At 71.0% G+C, this 16,783-nt stretch carries 13 protein-coding genes; 12 read left to right on the top strand and 1 reads right to left on the bottom strand.

Going from position 1 to position 16,783, the window contains the following annotated elements; genetic code table 11:
- Positions 1-61: 61 nt before the first annotated feature.
- From nuoE to R6Y94_RS39945, 11 genes are all read left to right on the top strand, one after another.
- Positions 62-1,171 carry an NADH-quinone oxidoreductase subunit NuoE gene (nuoE, locus tag R6Y94_RS39995; RefSeq protein ID WP_412102989.1) on the top strand — a complete coding sequence of 370 codons (1,110 nt, stop codon included), beginning with the start codon at positions 62-64 and terminating at the stop codon, positions 1,169-1,171.
- Positions 1,168-2,487 carry an NADH-quinone oxidoreductase subunit NuoF gene (gene nuoF / locus R6Y94_RS39990; RefSeq protein ID WP_318400946.1) on the top strand — a complete coding sequence of 440 codons (1,320 nt, stop codon included), beginning with the start codon at positions 1,168-1,170 and terminating at the stop codon, positions 2,485-2,487. Before nuoE ends, nuoF begins: the two co-directional genes overlap by 4 nt.
- Positions 2,488-2,598: 111 nt before the next feature.
- Complete coding sequence (locus tag R6Y94_RS39985) at positions 2,599-5,097, top strand: NADH-quinone oxidoreductase subunit G (RefSeq protein WP_318400948.1); 2,499 nt, start codon at positions 2,599-2,601, stop codon at positions 5,095-5,097.
- Positions 5,094-6,479 carry an NADH-quinone oxidoreductase subunit NuoH gene (gene nuoH / locus R6Y94_RS39980; RefSeq protein ID WP_318400950.1) on the top strand — a complete coding sequence of 462 codons (1,386 nt, stop codon included), beginning with the start codon at positions 5,094-5,096 and terminating at the stop codon, positions 6,477-6,479. Before R6Y94_RS39985 ends, nuoH begins: the two co-directional genes overlap by 4 nt.
- 1 nt (position 6,480) lies before the next feature.
- Complete coding sequence (gene nuoI / locus R6Y94_RS39975; RefSeq protein ID WP_318400951.1) at positions 6,481-7,074, top strand: NADH-quinone oxidoreductase subunit NuoI; 594 nt, start codon at positions 6,481-6,483, stop codon at positions 7,072-7,074.
- A 64-nt stretch (positions 7,075-7,138) separates the two neighbouring features.
- Complete coding sequence (locus tag R6Y94_RS39970) at positions 7,139-7,909, top strand: NADH-quinone oxidoreductase subunit J (RefSeq protein WP_318400953.1); 771 nt, start codon at positions 7,139-7,141, stop codon at positions 7,907-7,909.
- A 1-nt stretch (position 7,910) separates the two neighbouring features.
- Positions 7,911-8,228 carry an NADH-quinone oxidoreductase subunit NuoK gene (nuoK, locus tag R6Y94_RS39965; protein WP_199187664.1) on the top strand — a complete coding sequence of 106 codons (318 nt, stop codon included), beginning with the start codon at positions 7,911-7,913 and terminating at the stop codon, positions 8,226-8,228.
- 13 nt (positions 8,229-8,241) lie between these two features.
- A complete protein-coding gene (gene nuoL / locus R6Y94_RS39960; RefSeq protein ID WP_318400954.1) occupies positions 8,242-10,158 on the top strand; it encodes an NADH-quinone oxidoreductase subunit L in 1,917 nt (638 codons plus the stop codon).
- Between the two features lie 82 nt (positions 10,159-10,240).
- Positions 10,241-11,776, top strand: coding sequence for an NADH-quinone oxidoreductase subunit M (locus R6Y94_RS39955; RefSeq protein ID WP_318400956.1), 1,536 nt, complete (start codon positions 10,241-10,243; stop codon positions 11,774-11,776).
- A gap of 34 nt (positions 11,777-11,810) precedes the next feature.
- The gene (gene nuoN, locus R6Y94_RS39950; RefSeq protein WP_318400966.1) at positions 11,811-13,370 is read left to right on the top strand and encodes an NADH-quinone oxidoreductase subunit NuoN; all 1,560 of its coding nucleotides are present in this window, start codon (positions 11,811-11,813) and stop codon (positions 13,368-13,370) included.
- Between the two features lie 66 nt (positions 13,371-13,436).
- The gene (locus tag R6Y94_RS39945) at positions 13,437-14,480 is read left to right on the top strand and encodes a polyprenyl synthetase family protein (RefSeq protein WP_412102960.1); all 1,044 of its coding nucleotides are present in this window, start codon (positions 13,437-13,439) and stop codon (positions 14,478-14,480) included.
- A gap of 99 nt (positions 14,481-14,579) precedes the next feature.
- Here the strand turns inward: R6Y94_RS39945 and R6Y94_RS39940 are convergent, their stop codons facing one another.
- On the bottom strand, positions 14,580-15,875 hold the full coding sequence (locus R6Y94_RS39940; protein ID WP_318400957.1) for an MFS transporter: 1,296 nt from the start codon (positions 15,873-15,875) through the stop codon (positions 14,580-14,582).
- A gap of 152 nt (positions 15,876-16,027) precedes the next feature.
- Here R6Y94_RS39940 and R6Y94_RS39935 point away from each other — a divergent pair.
- Positions 16,028-16,783: IclR family transcriptional regulator (locus R6Y94_RS39935; protein ID WP_318402113.1), on the top strand; the 756-nt coding region annotated here is incomplete at its 3' end.

Below are 16,783 nucleotides of genomic sequence, written 5' to 3'. Positions count from 1 at the left end.
GGTGACCGGGCCGGGCGAGGTGCCGGCACAGCGTAACGGCGGCGGCTCGCGCAGCGCCGACCTGCACGCGAAGCTCGACGAGCGGGCGCGGGAGATCGTCGCGCGCTACCCGGCCGACCGGTCCCGTTCGGCGCTGCTGCCGCTGCTGCACCTGGTGCAGTCCGAGGAGGGGTACGTCTCCCCGGCCGGCGTGGAGTTCTGCGCCGACGTCCTCGGGCTGAACAAGGCGCAGGTCGGCGCCGTGGCCACCTTCTACACCATGTACAAGCGCCGGCCCACCGGCGACTGGCTGGTCAGCGTCTGCACCAACACCATGTGCAACGTGCTCGGCGGGCAGCAGGTCTACGACGCGCTGACCGAGCACCTCGGGGTCGGGCACGACGAGACCACCCCGGACGGCAAGATCACCCTGGAGCACGCCGAGTGCCTGGCGGCCTGCGACTACGGCCCGGTGATGACCGTCAACTACGACTTCTTCGACCAGGTCGACCCGGACGCGGCGGTCGCGGTCGTCAACGAGCTGCGCGCGGGCGGTCGTCCGCAGCCCAGCCGGGGCGCCCGGCTCTGCACCCTCAAGGAGATGTCGCTGCAACTGGCCGGCTTCGCCGACCCGCGCGAGGAGGCGGTGGCCGACGGGCTGGCCGGCGACCCGACGCTGGCCGGACTGCGGCTGGCACAGCAGCACGGCATCTCGGTGGCCGGCTACGACCCGAACACCCCGATCAAGGGCAGCCAGACCGGTGACAAGCCGGCCCCGGCGACCACCCGACCGGCCGCCGCCACCGGCAGCACCGCGCCGGACGTGAAGTCGCCGGACGACAAGTCGCCACAGGTGCGTACCGCCGAGACCCGGAACCCGGACGCGAAGACCGCGGCCCCGGATGCGCCGGGGACGAAGGCGCCGGTCGACGGCGTACCTGCCGGACCGGCCGACGCGAGGTCCGCCGAGCAGGCCGGCGCCGCCGCCAACAAGCCGGCCAGCGACGCCAAGCCGGCCGGCGACGGTACGGAGGCGCAGGAGCGCTCGCTGAAGTCGGCCGCGAGCGAGGAGGCTGCGAGCGCGAGGAGTGAGCTTGCGAGCCCCGCAGTCGCGAGCGAAGAGGAGGCTGCGAGCGCGAGGAGTGAGCTTGCGAGCCCCGCAGTCGCGAGCGAAGAGGAGGCTGAGAAGTGACCACGACGCCTCGGCGGGAGACGCTGGAGAAGCTGACCCCGGTGCTCACCAAGCGCTGGCTGTCGCCGGACGCCTGGCGGCTCGACGTCTACCAGCGGCTGGACGGCTATGCGGCGCTGCGCAAGGCGCTCACCGCCCACCCGGACGACCTGATCCAGCTCGTCAAGGACTCCGGCCTGCGCGGCCGGGGCGGCGCAGGTTTCCCGACCGGGCTCAAGTGGGGCTTCATCCCGCAGGGCGACGGGAAGCCGCACTACCTGGTGGTCAACGCCGACGAGGGCGAGCCGGGCACCTGCAAGGACCTGCCACTGATGACCCACGACCCGCACTCGCTGGTCGAGGGCGTGATCATCGCCTCGTACGCGATCCGGGCCAACCGCGCCTACATCTACATCCGGGGCGAGGCGGTGCACGCGGCCCGGCGGCTGCGCAACGCCGTGCAGGAGGCGTACCGGGCCGGGTATCTCGGCGAGAACATCCTCGGTACCGGCTTCGACCTGGAGCTGGTGGTGCACAGCGGGGCCGGGGCGTACATCTGCGGCGAGGAGACGGCGCTGCTGGACTCGCTGGAAGGGTTCCGGGGTCAGCCCCGGCTGCGCCCGCCGTTCCCGGCGACCCACGGCCTGTACGCCTGCCCGACCGTGGTCAACAACGTCGGCACCATCGCCAGCGTGCCGTACATCGTGCTCGGCGGGGCGGCCTGGTGGAAGAGCATGGGCACGGAGAAGTCCTCCGGGCCGATGATCTACTCGCTCTCCGGCCGGATCAACAACCCCGGGCAGTACGAAGCGGGGCTCGGCATCACGCTGCGCGAGCTGATCGAGCTGGCCGGCGGCATGCAGCCCGGGCACGACCTGCGGTTCTGGACCCCGGGCGGCTCCTCGACGCCGCTGCTTACCGCCGAGCACCTGGACGTGCCGCTGGACTTCGAGGGGGTGGCGGCGGCCGGCTCGATCCTCGGCACCACCGCGACCCAGATCTTCTCCGACCAGGACTGCCCGGTCTACGCCACCTACCGGTGGCTGGAGTTCTATCACCACGAGTCGTGCGGGAAGTGCACGCCGTGCCGGGAGGGCAACTACTGGATGGTCCGCACCTACCGGCGGATCCTGGCCGGGCAGGGCACCCACGAGGACCTGGACACCCTGCTGGACACCTGCGACAACATCCTCGGCCGCTCGTTCTGCGGTCTCGGTGACGGCGCGACCAGCCCGGTGACCTCCTCGCTGAAGTACTTCAAGCAGGACTACCTCGACTACATCGAGGGCCGGACGGCTCCCAAGCTGTCCGAGAAGACCCTGGTAGGAGCGCACTAATGGTGAGCGCGAGGAGCGAGTGTTCCGGGGCGGCTCGCGTGGGACGCGGTCGCGCCGGAACACGAGTTGAGCTTGCGAGCCCCGCAGTCGCGAACGGAAGGCGGCTCTGACATGACGGACGTTGCGAAGCAGACCGAGACCGTCACGCTCACCATCGACGGCATCGAGGTGACGGCGCCGAAGGGTGCGCTGCTGATCCGGGTCGCCGAACAACTGGGCATCGAGATCCCCCGGTTCTGCGACCACCCGCTGCTCGCCCCGGCCGGTGCCTGCCGGCAGTGCCTGGTCGACGTGGAGGGGCAGCGCAAGCCGGTCGCCTCCTGCACCCAGACCGTCGCCGACGGCATGGTGGTACGCACCCAGCTCACCTCTCCGGTCGCCAAGAAGGCGCAGGAGGGGATCATGGAGCTGCTCCTGGTCAACCACCCGCTCGACTGCCCGATGTGCGACAAGGGCGGCGAGTGCCCGCTCCAGAACCAGGCGATGTCCACCGGCCGCACCGAGACCCGCTTCCACGAGCCCAAGCGGGAGTACGAGAAGCCGGTCAACATCTCCACCCAGGTACTGCTGGACCGGGAGCGCTGCGTGCTCTGCCAGCGCTGCACCCGGTTCTCCGAGGAGATCGCCGGGGACAAGTTCATCGACCTGATGGGCCGGTCCAGCGCCGAGGAGATCAACGTCTACCGGGACGAGGTCTACGGCGGCGAGGAGGGTGACTCCGGCGACGTCCCGTTCAACTCGTACTTCTCCGGCAATACGGTGCAGATCTGCCCGGTCGGCGCGCTGACCGGCGCGCAGTACCGGTTCCGGGCCCGCCCGTTCGACCTGGTCTCCACCCCGAGCGTCTGCGAGCACTGCTCGGCCGGCTGCGCCCAGCGCACCGACCACCGGCGCGGCAAGGTGATGCGCCGGCTGGCCGGCGACGACCCGGCGGTGAACGAGGAGTGGAACTGCGACAAGGGCCGCTGGGGCTTCCGGTACGCCACCGCCAACGAGCGGATCACCAAGCCGATGGTCCGGGACGCCAAGAGCGGTGAGCTGCGCGAGGCGTCCTGGAGCGAGGCGTTCGCCGTCGCCGCCGACGGGCTACGTGAGGCACGCGACTCCGCACGCGGGATCGGGGTGCTGACCGGCGGCCGGCTCACCGTCGAGGACGCGTACGCGTACGCCAAGTTCGCCCGGGTGGCGCTGCACAGCAACGACATCGACTTCCGGGCCCGGCCGCTCTCCGCCGAGGAGGCCCAGTTCCTGGCCAGCACGGTGGCCGGGGCGACCGAGGTGACCTACGCCGACGTCGAGCGGGCGCCGGCCGTGGTGATCGCCGGGCTGGAGCCGGAGGAGGAGTGCCCGATCCTCTTCCTGCGGCTGCGCAAGGCGTACAACAAGCGCGGGCTGAAGGTACTGGCGCTGGCCCCGTTCGTGACCCGGGGACTGGCCAAGATCGGCGCGACGGTGCTGACCGCCGCCCCCGGCGACGAGGCCAAACTGCTCGCCGGGCACGCCTCGGTCACCGAGGCGCTGCGCCAGCCCGGCGCGGTGCTGCTGGTCGGCGAGCGACTGGCCACGGTGCCGGGCGGCCTCTCCGCCGCCGCCGAGCTGGCCGAGCGTACCGGTGCCAAGCTGGCCTGGGTGCCTCGCCGGGCGGGCGACCGCGGCGCGGTCGACGCCGGCTGCCTGCCGAACCTGCTGCCCGGCGGACGCCCGGTGACCGACGCGGCCGGCCGGGCGGAGTTGGCCGGCGCCTGGGACCTGGCCGCCGGGGTCATCCCGAGCCAGCCCGGCCGGGACACCGACGGCATCGTCGCGGCCGCCGCCGAGGGCTCGCTCGGCGCGCTGGTGGTGGCCGGCGTGGACCCGGCCGACCTGGCCGACCCGAGGCTCGCCGACGCGGCGCTGGAGAAGGTGCCGTTCCTGGTCAGCCTGGAGCTGCGGCACAACGCGGTGACCCGCCGCGCCGACGTGGTCTTCCCGGTCGCCCCGGTGGTGGAGAAGGCCGGCAGCTTCCTCGACTGGGAGGGCCGACTGCGCACCTTCGAGGCGGTGCTGAACACCACCGCGATGACCGACGCCCGGGTGTTGGACGCGATCGCCGCCCAGCTCGACGTGCGGCTCGGCACCGGCGACGTGAACAGCGTCCGCCGTGAGCTGGGTGCGCTGCCGGCGACCAAGGCCAACCGGACCGCCGCCCCGGCCGTCGAGCCGGCCGCGCCGGTCCGACCCGGCCCGGGCGAGGCGGTCCTCGCCACCTGGCACCAGCTCATCGACGCCGGCACGCTGACCGAGGGCGACCCGGCACTCGGCGGCACGGCCCGGCCGCCGGTGGTCCGGCTCGGCAAGGCCGCCGCCGAGGCGCTGGGGGTGGCCGAGGGCGACGCGGTCACGGTCGGCACCGACCGGGGCGCGCTGACCCTGCCGGCGGCGATCACCGACCTGCCGGACGACGTGGTCTGGCTGCCCACCAACTCGCCCGGCGCGAGCGTCCGGCGCAGCCTGGGCGCCACGTCCGGCGCGGTCGTCCGGCTCAGCGCCGGCCCGGCCACCCCGGTCGCCGCCGATGCGGCGGGCAAGCCGGGGCCGCTGCTGAACAGCGCTGGAGGTGGTACCCGATGAAGCTCCTCTACCTGGCCCAGGATCCGACGCTGCAGGACTTCGGCAAGGATCCGTGGTGGCTCGTCCTGATCAAGATCGTGGCGGCGTTCGTCTTCGCGGTGCTGGCCACCCTGCTCGGCGTCTGGTTCGAGCGCCGGGTGGTGGCCCGGATGGCGCAGCGGCCCGGCCTGAACCAGATCGGCCCGTTCGGTCTGCTGCAGACCCTCGCCGACGGTCTCAAGATGGCCTTCAAGGAGGACATCCTGCCGAAGGCGGCCGACAAGGTCGTCTACTTCTTCGCGCCGACCATCTCGACGATCTGCGCGGTGACAGCGCTGTCGGTGGTGCCGTTCGGCCCGATGGTGAGCATCTTCGGCGAGCGGACCCCGCTCCAGGTCACCGACGTCTCGGTGGCCGTACTGGTGCTGTTGGCCTGCTCCTCGATGGGCGTCTACGGCATCGTGCTCGGCGGCTGGGCCTCCGGGTCGACGTACCCACTGCTCGGCGGTCTGCGCTCCAGCGCCCAGATGATCTCGTACGAGGTGGCGATGGGCCTGTCCATCGTCGCGGTCTTCATGACCGCCGGCACGATGTCGACCAGCGGCATCGTCAGCCAGCAGGCCGACGGCACCCGGCTCAACCTCTTCGGCGTGGTCGACCTGCCCGCCCCCGGCTGGTACGCGATCCTGCTGCTGCCGAGCTTCATCATCTTCTTCATCTCCACCGTCGGTGAGACCAACCGGGCGCCGTTCGACCTGCCCGAGGCCGAGTCGGAGCTGGTCGCCGGCTTCATGACGGAGTACAGCTCGCTGAAGTTCGCGCTCTTCATGCTCAGCGAGTACGTCGCCATGGTGACGATGTCGGCGGTCACCACGACGCTCTTCCTCGGCGGCTGGCGGGCACCCTGGCCGATCACGCTCTGGGAGGGCGCGAACTCCGGCTGGTGGCCGCTGCTCTGGTTCATGGGCAAGGTGATCGGTCTGGTCTTCATCTTCATCTGGCTGCGCGGCACGCTGCCCCGGCTCCGCTACGACCAGTTCATGCGGCTGGGCTGGAAGGTGCTGTTGCCGATCAACCTGGTCTGGATCCTGGTCCTGGCCGGCATCCGCACCCTGCAGAAGGAGGACCTCGGCGACTCCACCCGCTACTCGGTGATCGCCGGTGCGGTGCTGGTGGTCCTGCTGGTGACGCTGCTCTGGCCGAGCAAGAGGCGGCCGCCGCAGCGGACGCTCCAGGAGAAGGTCAACCGGCGGCCGGCCGGCAGCTTCCCGCTGCCGCCGATGGATCTACAGGTACCGCCGAGCCCCCGGATGAAACGGGCGGTCGCCGAGCGGGAGCCGGCGAACGTGGGAGCCGGGCAGCCGGGCGACGCCGGTACCGGACACGACGAGAAGGAGGTGTGACGTGGGCGCGATCACCGGATCGTTCAAGGGTTTCGGGGTCACCTTCTCGCACATGTTCAAGAAGGTCGTCACCACCGACTACCCGTTCAAGCCACCGGTCTCCGCCCCGCGCTACCACGGGCGGCACATCCTCAACCGGCACCCGGACGGGCTGGAGAAGTGCATCGGCTGCGAGCTGTGCGCCTGGGCCTGCCCGGCCGACGCGATCTACGTCGAGGGTGGCGACAACACCGAGGAGCAGCGCTTCTCGCCCGGCGAGCGGTACGCCAGCACGTACCAGATCAACTATGCCCGGTGCATCTTCTGCGGGCTCTGCATCGAGGCCTGCCCGACCCGTTCGCTGACCATGAGCAACGAGTACGAGCTGGCCCGGGACAACCGGCAGGACCTGATCTTCACCAAGGAGCAGCTACTGGCACCGCTGCTGCCGGGGATGGAGCAGCCGCCGCACCCGATGCGGCTCGGTGACACCGAGAAGGACTACTACGTCGGCGCGCTGACCAACCCGGGCACCTCGGCCGGCGCGGAGCGGGCGCCCTGGTCCGAGACCGGCACGGTCGACGGCTCGGGCCCGACCGGAGAGAAGACGTCATGAGCGAGCGAATCAGCCAGCTCAGTGCTCGAGGTCATGACGCCGACGAGCGGAGCGAGGAGGGGTCATGACCACATCAGCGGTGCTCGCTGCGGCGGGTGGGGTGACCGGCGGTGAACAGGTGACCTTCTGGATCCTGGCCCCGCTCGCCCTGATCGGCGCGATCGGCACGGTGTGGGCCCGCAACGCGGTGCACTCCGCGCTCTGGCTGGTGCTGACCATGCTCTGCCTGGGCGTCTTCTACGTGATCCAGTCCGGGCCGTTCATCGGCTTGGTGCAGATCATCGTCTACACCGGCGCGATCATGATGCTCTTCCTCTTCGTGCTGATGCTCGTCGGCCGGGACGCCTCGGACTCGCTGATCGAGACGCTGCGCGGGCAGCGGATCGCGGCGATCCTGCTCGGCCTCGGCTTCGGCGCGCTGCTCGCCAGCGGGATGTGGCGGGCGCTCGGCCAGGCGGACGCGGTCGGCCTGGAACAGGCCAACGCGAACGGCAACGTGCAGGGGATCGCCGCGCTGCTCTTCACCAGGTACGTCTTCGCCTTCGAGGTCACCTCGGCCCTGCTGATCACCGCGGCGGTCGGCGCGATGGTGCTGGCCCACGTCGAGCGGCGCCGCCAGGACCGGATGGACCAGGTCGCCACGATGAAGGCCCGGTTCCGCCCCGGCAGCTACCCGGGACCGAAGCCCGGCCCCGGCGTGTACGCCACCTCGTCCTCGGTCGCCACCCCGGCCCGGCTGCCGGACGGCGGGCTGACCGAGCGGAGCGTGCCGCGGATCCTGCCGCAGCGTGAACTCTCCGCGGAGGAGACTGCGCTGAAGGGGACGGAGAAATAAGATGTCGGACTTCCTGTCGGTGTCGCCGAACCACTACCTGATCCTCGCCTGCCTGCTCTTCACGGTCGGTGCGGTCGGGGTGCTGATTCGGCGCAACGCGATCGTCCTCTTCATGTGCATCGAGCTGATGCTCAACGCGGCCAACCTCGCGCTGGTCACGTTCAGCCGGATCAACGGCGACCTGAACGGTCAGATCATGGCGTTCTTCGTCATGGTGGTGGCCGCCGCCGAGGTCGTGGTCGGGCTGGCCATCATCATGACGATCTTCCGGACTCGGCGCTCGGCGAGCGTCGACGACGCCAACCTGTTGAAGTACTAAGAGGGGCCCACCAGTGGAACATTCTGTGGAGTACGCCCACGCCACGGGGTTGCTGGGCAGCGTGTGGCTGCTGGTGGCCATCCCGCTGGTCAGCGCGGCGATCCTCCTGCTGCTCGGCCGGCGTGCCGACCGGTGGGGGCACTGGCTCGGCGTGGCCAGCGTCGGCGCCATCTTCGTGCTCGGCCTGACCTACTTCTTCTCGCTGCGGGGCCTGGAGAACCGCTCGGTCGAGCTGAGCCTCTGGGACTTCATCGCAGTCGGCGACCTGCACGTCGACTTCGGACTGCTCTTCGACCCGCTGGCCGCGGTCTTCGTACTGCTGATCACCGGCGTGGGTTTCCTGATCCACGTGTACGCGGTCGGCTACATGTCGCACGACGCCGGCCGGCGGAAGTTCTTCGGGTTCTTCAACCTGTTCGTCGCGGCGATGCTGCTGCTGGTGCTCGGCAACAACTACGTGATGCTCTACGTCGGCTGGGAGGGCGTTGGTCTGGCGTCGTACCTGCTGATCTCCTTCTGGCAGGACCGGCCGAGCGCGGCCACCGCCGGCAAGAAGGCGTTCCTGATGAACCGGGTCGGCGACGCCGGCCTGGCCATCGCGATCTTCATCATGTTCGCCACCCTCGGCAGCACCCAGTACGCCGACGTCTTCAACGGCGCCAGCCAGCTCGCCGGCGGTACGGTGCTGGCGCTCGGCCTGCTGCTGCTGCTCGGCGCGGCCGGCAAGTCCGGCCAGTTCCCGCTCCAGGCCTGGCTGCCGGACGCGATGGAGGGCCCGACCCCGGTCTCGGCGCTGATCCACGCCGCCACGATGGTGACCGCCGGCGTCTACCTGATCGCCCGGTCCAACCCGATCTTCTCGCTCGACCCGACGCTGCAGACCATCGTGGTCAGCGTCGGCGCGCTCACCCTGCTGATGGGCTGCATCATCGGCGCGGCCAAGGACGACATCAAGCGGGTCCTCGCCTGGTCGACGGTGAGCCAGATCGGCTACATGTTCCTCGGCGTCGGCCTCGGCGGCGGCGCGTACGCGCTGGCCATCATCCACCTGCTGGCACACGGCTTCTTCAAGGCCAACATGTTCCTCGGGGCCGGCTCGGTGATGCACGGCATGAAGGACCAGGTGGACATCCGCCGGTTCGGCGGGCTGGCGAGGTACATGAAGATCACCTGGATCACCTTCGGGCTGGGCTGGCTGGCGATCATCGGTATGTGGCCGTTCTCCGGCTTCTTCACCAAGGAGCCGATCATCGTCGAGGCGTTCGCCCGCGACGACTGGACCGCCTGGCTGTACGGCGGCGCCGCGCTGCTCGGCGCCGGGCTGACCGCCTTCTACATGACCCGGCTCTTCGTGCTCACCTTCCACGGTCCGAAGCGGTGGACCGAAGACATCGAGCACCCGCACGAGTCCCCGGCGGTCATGACCGTGCCGCTGATCCTGCTCGGCCTCGGCTCCGTGGTCGCCGGTGGGCTGATGGCGACCCCGGTCGCCGACTGGCTGACCCCGGTACTCGGCCATGCCGAGCACCACGAGCCGGTGCTGTCGCACACGGTGATCACCGTGCTCTCGCTCGGCCTGACCGTGCTCGGCGCCGGCCTGGCCTGGCTGCTGTTCCGCAACGGCACCGCGCTGGTGGAGCAGCCGGCCGGCCCGGTGGTCCGGGCGGCCCGGCGCAACCTCTACACCGACGCGATCAACGAGGCGGTCTTCGAGAAGCCGGGCATCTTCCTCACCCGGGCACTGGTCTTCCTGGACAACCGGGGCATCGACGGGCTGGTCAACGCGCTCGCCGCCGCGGTCGGCGGTGGATCGGGCCGGTTGCGCCGGCTCCAGACCGGCTACGTCCGGTCGTACGCGATGTCCATCCTCACCGGCGCGGTGCTGGTGGTGGCGGCGTTCCTGGCGGTCCAACTGGGGTGGTTGGCGTGACCCACCACAACCCACCGGCCGCGCTGAACCGGCCGGGCGACCTCGACCGGCCGGGCACTGACGACGGAGGTAAGGCCGAATAATGTCCGACTTCCCCTTCCTCTCGGTGCTCACCGTCGCGCCGCTGGTCGGCGCGCTGGTGGTGGTCTTCCTGCCGGCCAGCCGTGCCGAGCTGGCCAAGCGGATCGCGCTCGGCTGGTCGCTGGCCGTGCTGGTGCTCTCCGTCTTCATGTGGATCGCCTTCGAGGCCGGCGGCGACCGGCTCCAGCTCCGCGAGTCGTACTCGTGGATCCCGCGCTGGGGGGTGAACTTCACCTTCGCCGCCGACGGCATCGCGCTGGTCATGCTGATGCTGATCGCCCTGCTGGTGCCGCTGGTGATCCTGGCCTCCTGGCACGACGCCGAGAAGTCCAAGCGCTCCGTGCCGGTCTACTTCGCGCTGCTGCTCTTCCTCGAGTGCACGATGATCGGCGTCTTCGCCGCCGCCGACGTCTTCCTCTTCTACGTGTTCTTCGAGGTCATGCTGGTGCCGATGTACTTCCTGATCGGCAGCTACGGCGGTCACCAGCGGCAGTACGCGGCGGTGAAGTTCTTCCTCTACTCGCTGGTCGGCGGCCTCTTCATGCTGGCCGCGGTGATCGGGCTCTGGGTGGTCGGCGGCAAGACCTTCGACTGGCAGGCGCTGACCCAGATCGACATCTCCACCGGCACCGAGCGCTGGCTCTTCCTCGGGTTCTTCATCGCCTTCGCGATCAAGGCACCGTTCTTCCCGTTCCACACCTGGCTGCCGGACGCCGGCGGCGCGGCCCCGGCCGGTTCCGCCGCGCTGCTGGTCGGCGTGATGGACAAGGTCGGCACCTTCGGCATCCTGCGGTACTGCCTGCCGCTCTTCCCCGAGGCGTCGAAGTGGTTCGCCCCGTACGCCATCGCGCTGGCGCTGATCGGCATCATCTACGCCGCCCTGCTGGCGGTCGGGCAGAACGACCTCAAGCGGCTGGTGTCGTACACCTCGATCGCGCACTTCGGTTTCATCGGCGTCGGGCTCTTCGCCTTCACCACCCAGGCCGGCACCGGCGCGGTGCTCTACATGGTCAACCACGGCCTCGCCACCGGGCTGCTCTTCCTGGTGGTGGGCATGCTGGTCGCCCGGCGCGGCTCCGCGCTGATCACCGACTTCGGCGGCGCCGGCAAGCTGGTACCGCTGCTCGCCGGGGTGTTCTTCTTCGCCGGTCTCGCCTCGCTGGCGCTGCCCGGCACGGCGCCGTTCATCTCCGAGTTCCTGGTGCTGATCGGCACCTACACGGTGAACAAACCGGTCGCGATCATCGCCACCGTCGGGATCATCCTGGCCGCCGCGTACGTGCTGTGGATGATCCAGCGGACCACCCAGGGCACGCTGAACCCGGCGCTGTCCGGGGTGGAGGGGATGCGGCGGGACCTGTCGGTACGGGAGAAGGTCGTGGTCGCCCCGCTGATCGCGTTGCTGCTGCTGCTCGGCTTCTATCCGAAGCCGGTCACCGACGTCATCAACCCCGCCGTCCAGGCCACCATGGAGCAGGACCTCGGCACGCAGGATCCGGCGCCGACGGTGGGCACCGTCCAGGAGGCACACCGGTGAGCCGGCTGCCAGTCGCGTACGTAAGGAAGGTCCGATAATGGATCTCAAGCTGCCGGACATCGACTACGCGGCTCTGGCACCGATCCTGGTGCTCTTCGGAGCCTCCGTGCTCGGCATCCTGGTCGAGGCGTTCGTCCCCCGGAAGAGCCGGCACTACACGCAGCTCGTCCTCGGCCTGCTGGCCGTGGCCGGCGCGCTGGTCGCGGTGGTGCTGAACGCGCACGACCGGCTGGTCACCGCCAGCTCGGCGATCGCGGTCGACGGCCCGACGCTCTTCCTCCAGGGCGCGATCCTGGTGCTCTCCGGGATGGCGCTGCTGCTGATCGGTGAGCGGTCGGTGCAGCGCGGCGGCGCGTTCGTGGCGCACGCCGCGGTCACCGTCGGGTCGCCGGAGGACCAGCGGCAGGCCGCCGACGAGGGCGGGGCGACCGAGGTCTACCCGCTGACCCTGTTCGCCATCTCCGGCATGCTGCTCTTCGTCGCCGCGAACGACCTGCTGACGATGTTCATCGCGCTGGAGGCGTTCTCGCTGCCGCTCTACCTGCTCTGCGCGCTGGCCCGGCGCCGGCGGCTGCTGAGCCAGGAGTCGGCACTGAAATACTTCCTGCTCGGCTCGTACGCCTCGGCGTTCTTCCTCTTCGGCATGGCGCTGGTCTACGGCTTCACGGTCGGGGCCGGCGGCACCGGCTCCGGTGGCGGCGTCGACTTCGGCACCATCCGGACCGCGGTCACCGACTCGGCCGCCAGCGAGGTGCTGCTCTTCGCCGGGCTCGCGCTGCTCTCCATCGGCCTGCTCTTCAAGATCGCGGCGGCGCCGTTCCACGTCTGGACCCCGGACGTCTACCAGGGCGCACCGACCCCGATCACCGGCTTCATGGCCGCCTGCACCAAGGTCGCCGCGTTCGGCGGTCTGCTCCGGGTGCTGCACGTCGCGTTCTCCGGGGCGAGCTGGGACTTCACTCCGGTGCTCGGCGCCATCGCGGTACTGACCATGCTGGTCGGGGCGGTGCTCGCGGTCACCCAGACGGACATCAAGCGGCTGCTCGCGTACTCCTCGGTGGCGAACGCCGGTTACCTGCTGGTCGGTGCCCTGGTGCTCTCCAAGGACGGGCTGTCCAGCACGATGTTCTACCTCGTCGCGTACGGCTTCACGGTGCTCGCCGCGTTCGGCGTGGTGACCCTGGTCCGGGACGCGGACGGCGAGGCGACCCACCTGTCCCGGTGGGCCGGGCTGGGCCGGCGTTCGCCGCTCTATGCCGGGCTCTTCACCTTCCTGCTGCTCGCCTTCGCCGGTATCCCGCTGACCAGCGGCTTCACCAGCAAGTTCGCGGTGTTCGGGGCGGCGCTCGACGCCGGTCAGGTCTGGCTGGTGATCGTGGGTGTGCTGACCAGCATGATCCTCGCCTTCCCGTACCTGCGGGTCGTGGTGATGATGTGGCTCTCCGAGCCGGGCGAGTCCACTCCGACGGTGTCGCTGCCGGGTGGGCTGACCGCGGCAGCCCTGATGATCGGGGTCGTCGCCACGCTGGTACTCGGGGTGGCCCCGGCGCCGCTGCTGGATCTCGCCAACGGCGCCGCCGAATTCGTCCGATGACGGGCCGCCCCCGCGCCCGTTCCGAGGTCAACCGCCCCCGACCAGGGGTTGGCCGGCGGGTGTGGCATGGTTGAAGGCGTGGGGGGAACGGCTGGCGGCATGGCGGCGCTCGGGCTGGACACGATCGGGCTCGAGTTCGCGGATGCCCGCGTGGAAGCATCGGTGGCCAGCGTGCTGGCCAGAGTGGAGACGGAGCTGCGCGACAACGTCGCCAGCGCCGATCCCATGGTGGACGAGGCGGCCCGGCACCTGGTCGATGCCGGCGGCAAGCGGTTCCGGCCACTGCTGGTGGCGCTGGGCGCCCAGTTCGGTGATCCGGCCGCCCCGCAGGTCGTACCGGCGGCGGTGGTGATCGAGCTCACCCACCTCGCCACGCTCTACCACGACGACGTGATGGACGAGGCGTCGGTGCGTCGGGGTGCGCCGAGCGCCAACTCCCGGTGGGGCAACTCGGTGGCGATCCTGGTCGGCGACTACCTCTTCGCCCGGGCCGCCGACATCGCCGCGGACCTCGGCACCGAGGCGGTCCGGTTGCAGGCCCGGACGTTCGCCCGGCTGGTGCACGGGCAGATCGCCGAGACCGTCGGCCCGCGCGACGCCGACCCGGTCGCGCACTACCTGAACGTGATCGCCGAGAAGACCGGTTCCCTGATCGCCACCTCGGCCCGGTTCGGCGGCATGTTCGGCGGCGCCCAGGCCATGCACATCGAGGCGTTGGCCGGGTACGGCGAGACCATCGGGGTCGCCTTCCAGCTCTCCGACGACCTGCTCGACATCTCCTCCGAGTCGGTGCAGTCCGGCAAGACCCCCGGCACCGACCTGCGGGAGGGCGTGCCGACCCTGCCGGTGCTCTACGCGCTCGGCGCCGACGACGGCGACGCGGCCTCGGTGCGGCTGCGCGAGATCCTCTCGCTCGGCCCGATCACCGACGACGCGCTGCACGCCGAGGCGCTCGGCCTGCTCCGCGAGTCTCCGGCGCTGAAGCGGGCCCGGGAGACCGTCCGCAGCTACGCCGAGGAGGCCCGGTCCTGCCTCGCCCCGCTGCCCGACACCGGCCCCCGGCAGGCTCTCGAATCGCTCTGCGACTTCATCGCCGACCGCACCGGCTGAGCCGCCCGGGACGCCGCTCGGAACCTGTTCGCGATACCGGCTGACGGCGCCGCACGACGCGGTGGCGGCGCTGTCCGGTCGGGGGTGGACGGGCGGGGGTCAGGCCACGGCGGAATCCGTCTCGCCGGTCTCGTGGTGTTCGGCCGGCCTACGACGCTGCCGGGGCACCCGGGCCGAACCACCGACCGGCGGGGTGGCGCCGCCGACCCGGCGCCGGAGCGAGGTCAGCAGCATCCGCCGGCCGACCAGCATCAGCCCGGCGGCGAGCAGCATCGCCGCCGCCGCGACCAGCCACATCGTCGGGTACCCGAGGTGTTCGGCGAGGGTACCGAGGCCGAGCGGGCCGAGGCAGCCGCCCGCGTACACCCCGGTCTGGGTGATCGAGGTGGCGGTGGTCGGTGCCTGCGGATGCAGCCGGACCACGGCGAAGTTGAGCACCCCGGGCCAGGCCCAGCCCAGGCCGAACGCGAGTACCACGCCGACCACCAGGGCCAGCGGAGCGGCCAGGTGCAGCAGGCCCAGCCCGGCGGCACCGACCACCAGCATCGCGGCGACGGTGTTGAGGTGGCCGCCGGAGCGGCGGTCCGCCAGTGCGCCCATCAGGATCCGGGAGAGCAGGCAGACGGCGCCGCCGAGGGTGAGCACCAGCCCGGCGACTCCCGGGGAGAGTCCACGGGCCGCCGCGGAGTCGACCAGGAAGGTGCCGAGGGCGTTCGCCGAGCCGGCCGCCAGGGTGCCGGCCACGCCGAGGGCGACCAGCGCCCCGGTCGCCCGGCCGCCGCGCCGCGCTGCCGGGTCCGCCACCTGCCGCTGACCGGTCGGTACGACCGGCAGGATCGCCAGTGCCAGTACGGCGGCGGCGACGAACGCCCAGCGCCAGCCGACGGTCAGCGCCAGTGCCGGTACGGCGGCCCCGGCGAGCAGGGTACCGGCCGGAATGGCGGCCTGTTTGATCCCGAAGGAGAGGCCCTGCCGGCCGGGCGGTACCCGGTGCGCCAGGGTGGCGTTGCTGGACATCTGCCCGAGCGGGTTGGCCACGGCGACCGCCGCCAGCAGGGCGAGCAGCACGGGGTAGGAGCGGGCCACGGCGGCGACCGCCAGCATCGCGGCGGCGACCAGCAGCAGGCTGGCCCGGGCGGCGGCGGTCGGGCCGTACCGCTCGACGAGGGCGCCGGACGGGACGGAGGCGAGCGCGCTCACGCCGAAGTAGACCGCGACGGCCAGCCCCAGCCCGGCGGGAGAGAAGTCCAACTCGGCGCCGAGTTGCACGGCGAGTCCGCCGATCAGGAAGACCGGCAGTACGCCGGCCACCGTGATGACCGCGGCGGCGAGCACGGTACGAGTCGGCCGGGCAAAGGTTACGGATTCCGGGGTGTCAGCGGTTAGATCGGCCATTTGGGACGAGCCTACGCGAGCTACCCGTATGAACCGATCGTGTCCGTCGCTGTACGCACGGTCGCTGTAGATCTGGCATCCTCAATCCGATCGGGCATTTCGCAGGCGCCCGGTTTTTCATATTCTGTAAGTCCCCGGCGGCGGAGGTGGTTGTGCGCGACCCCTTGGCGGAACCTTCGGACCTGATCCGCAGCGTGTCGCGTGCCTTGCGCGTGCTCGAAGCGGTGGGACGGGCACCGAAGGGCCTGACCGTGAAACAGATTGCCCGGCGTTGCGAGTTGACTGTGGCCACCACGTACCACCTGGTGCGCACGCTCGCCTACGAGGGCTACGTGATCAGGCGCGAAGACGGCACGTACATCGTCGGGTTGGAGGTGGCGGACCGGTACCGCGAACTGGTCACCGCGTTCCGTGGGCCGCCGGCGGTGGGCGAGTCGCTGCGTCGGGCCGCCTCGGACACGGGCTACAGCCACTACCTGGGGCGGTTCGTCGGCGGGCAGGTGGCGATCACCGCGCTCGCCGAGGGGCCCCGGTCGCCGTACCTGGAGGACCTGGTGCCCGGCTTCGACGAGGGCGCTCACGCCACCGCGCTCGGCAAGGCGCTGCTGGCCACCCTCACCCCGGAGCAGCGGTTCCGCTACCTCCGCGAGTACGGCATGCGGCCGTTCACCTCGGCGACCCTGGTCGCCGCCGACGCGTTCGAGGCGGACCTGGCGGCAGGCGACCGGCGCGGGATGCACCTGGAACTGGGCCAGTTCCGGCACGGCGTCGCCTGCGCGGCCGTGCTGGTCACCCCGGACAAGGACATGGAACGGCGGGTGGTGCTCGCCTGCGCGCTGCCGGCCGCCGAGATGATGACCTCGGCCCGGGTGGTCCGCGCCAAGCTGCTCGCGGTGGCCCGCGCCGTC

The organism is Plantactinospora sp. KLBMP9567 (assembly GCF_033446045.1).
Taxonomy (GTDB): Bacteria; Actinomycetota; Actinomycetes; order Mycobacteriales; family Micromonosporaceae; genus Plantactinospora.
This window is presented reverse-complemented; position numbering and strand designations above follow the sequence as displayed.

What these genes read in the sequence shown, in the direction of transcription:
- nuoK (WP_199187664.1), top strand. Translation starts at nt 7,911, where the DNA reads ATGTCGGACTTCCTGTCGGTGTCGCCGAACCACTACCTGATCCTCGCC.
- R6Y94_RS39955 (WP_318400956.1), top strand. Translation starts at nt 10,241, where the DNA reads ATGTCCGACTTCCCCTTCCTCTCGGTGCTCACCGTCGCGCCGCTGGTC.
- R6Y94_RS39970 (WP_318400953.1), top strand. Translation starts at nt 7,139, where the DNA reads ATGACCACATCAGCGGTGCTCGCTGCGGCGGGTGGGGTGACCGGCGGT.
- R6Y94_RS39945 (WP_412102960.1), top strand. Translation starts at nt 13,437, where the DNA reads ATGGTTGAAGGCGTGGGGGGAACGGCTGGCGGCATGGCGGCGCTCGGG.
- nuoH (WP_318400950.1), top strand. Translation starts at nt 5,094, where the DNA reads ATGAAGCTCCTCTACCTGGCCCAGGATCCGACGCTGCAGGACTTCGGC.
- R6Y94_RS39940 (WP_318400957.1), bottom strand. Translation starts at nt 15,875, where the DNA reads ATGGCCGATCTAACCGCTGACACCCCGGAATCCGTAACCTTTGCCCGG.
- R6Y94_RS39985 (WP_318400948.1), top strand. Translation starts at nt 2,599, where the DNA reads ATGACGGACGTTGCGAAGCAGACCGAGACCGTCACGCTCACCATCGAC.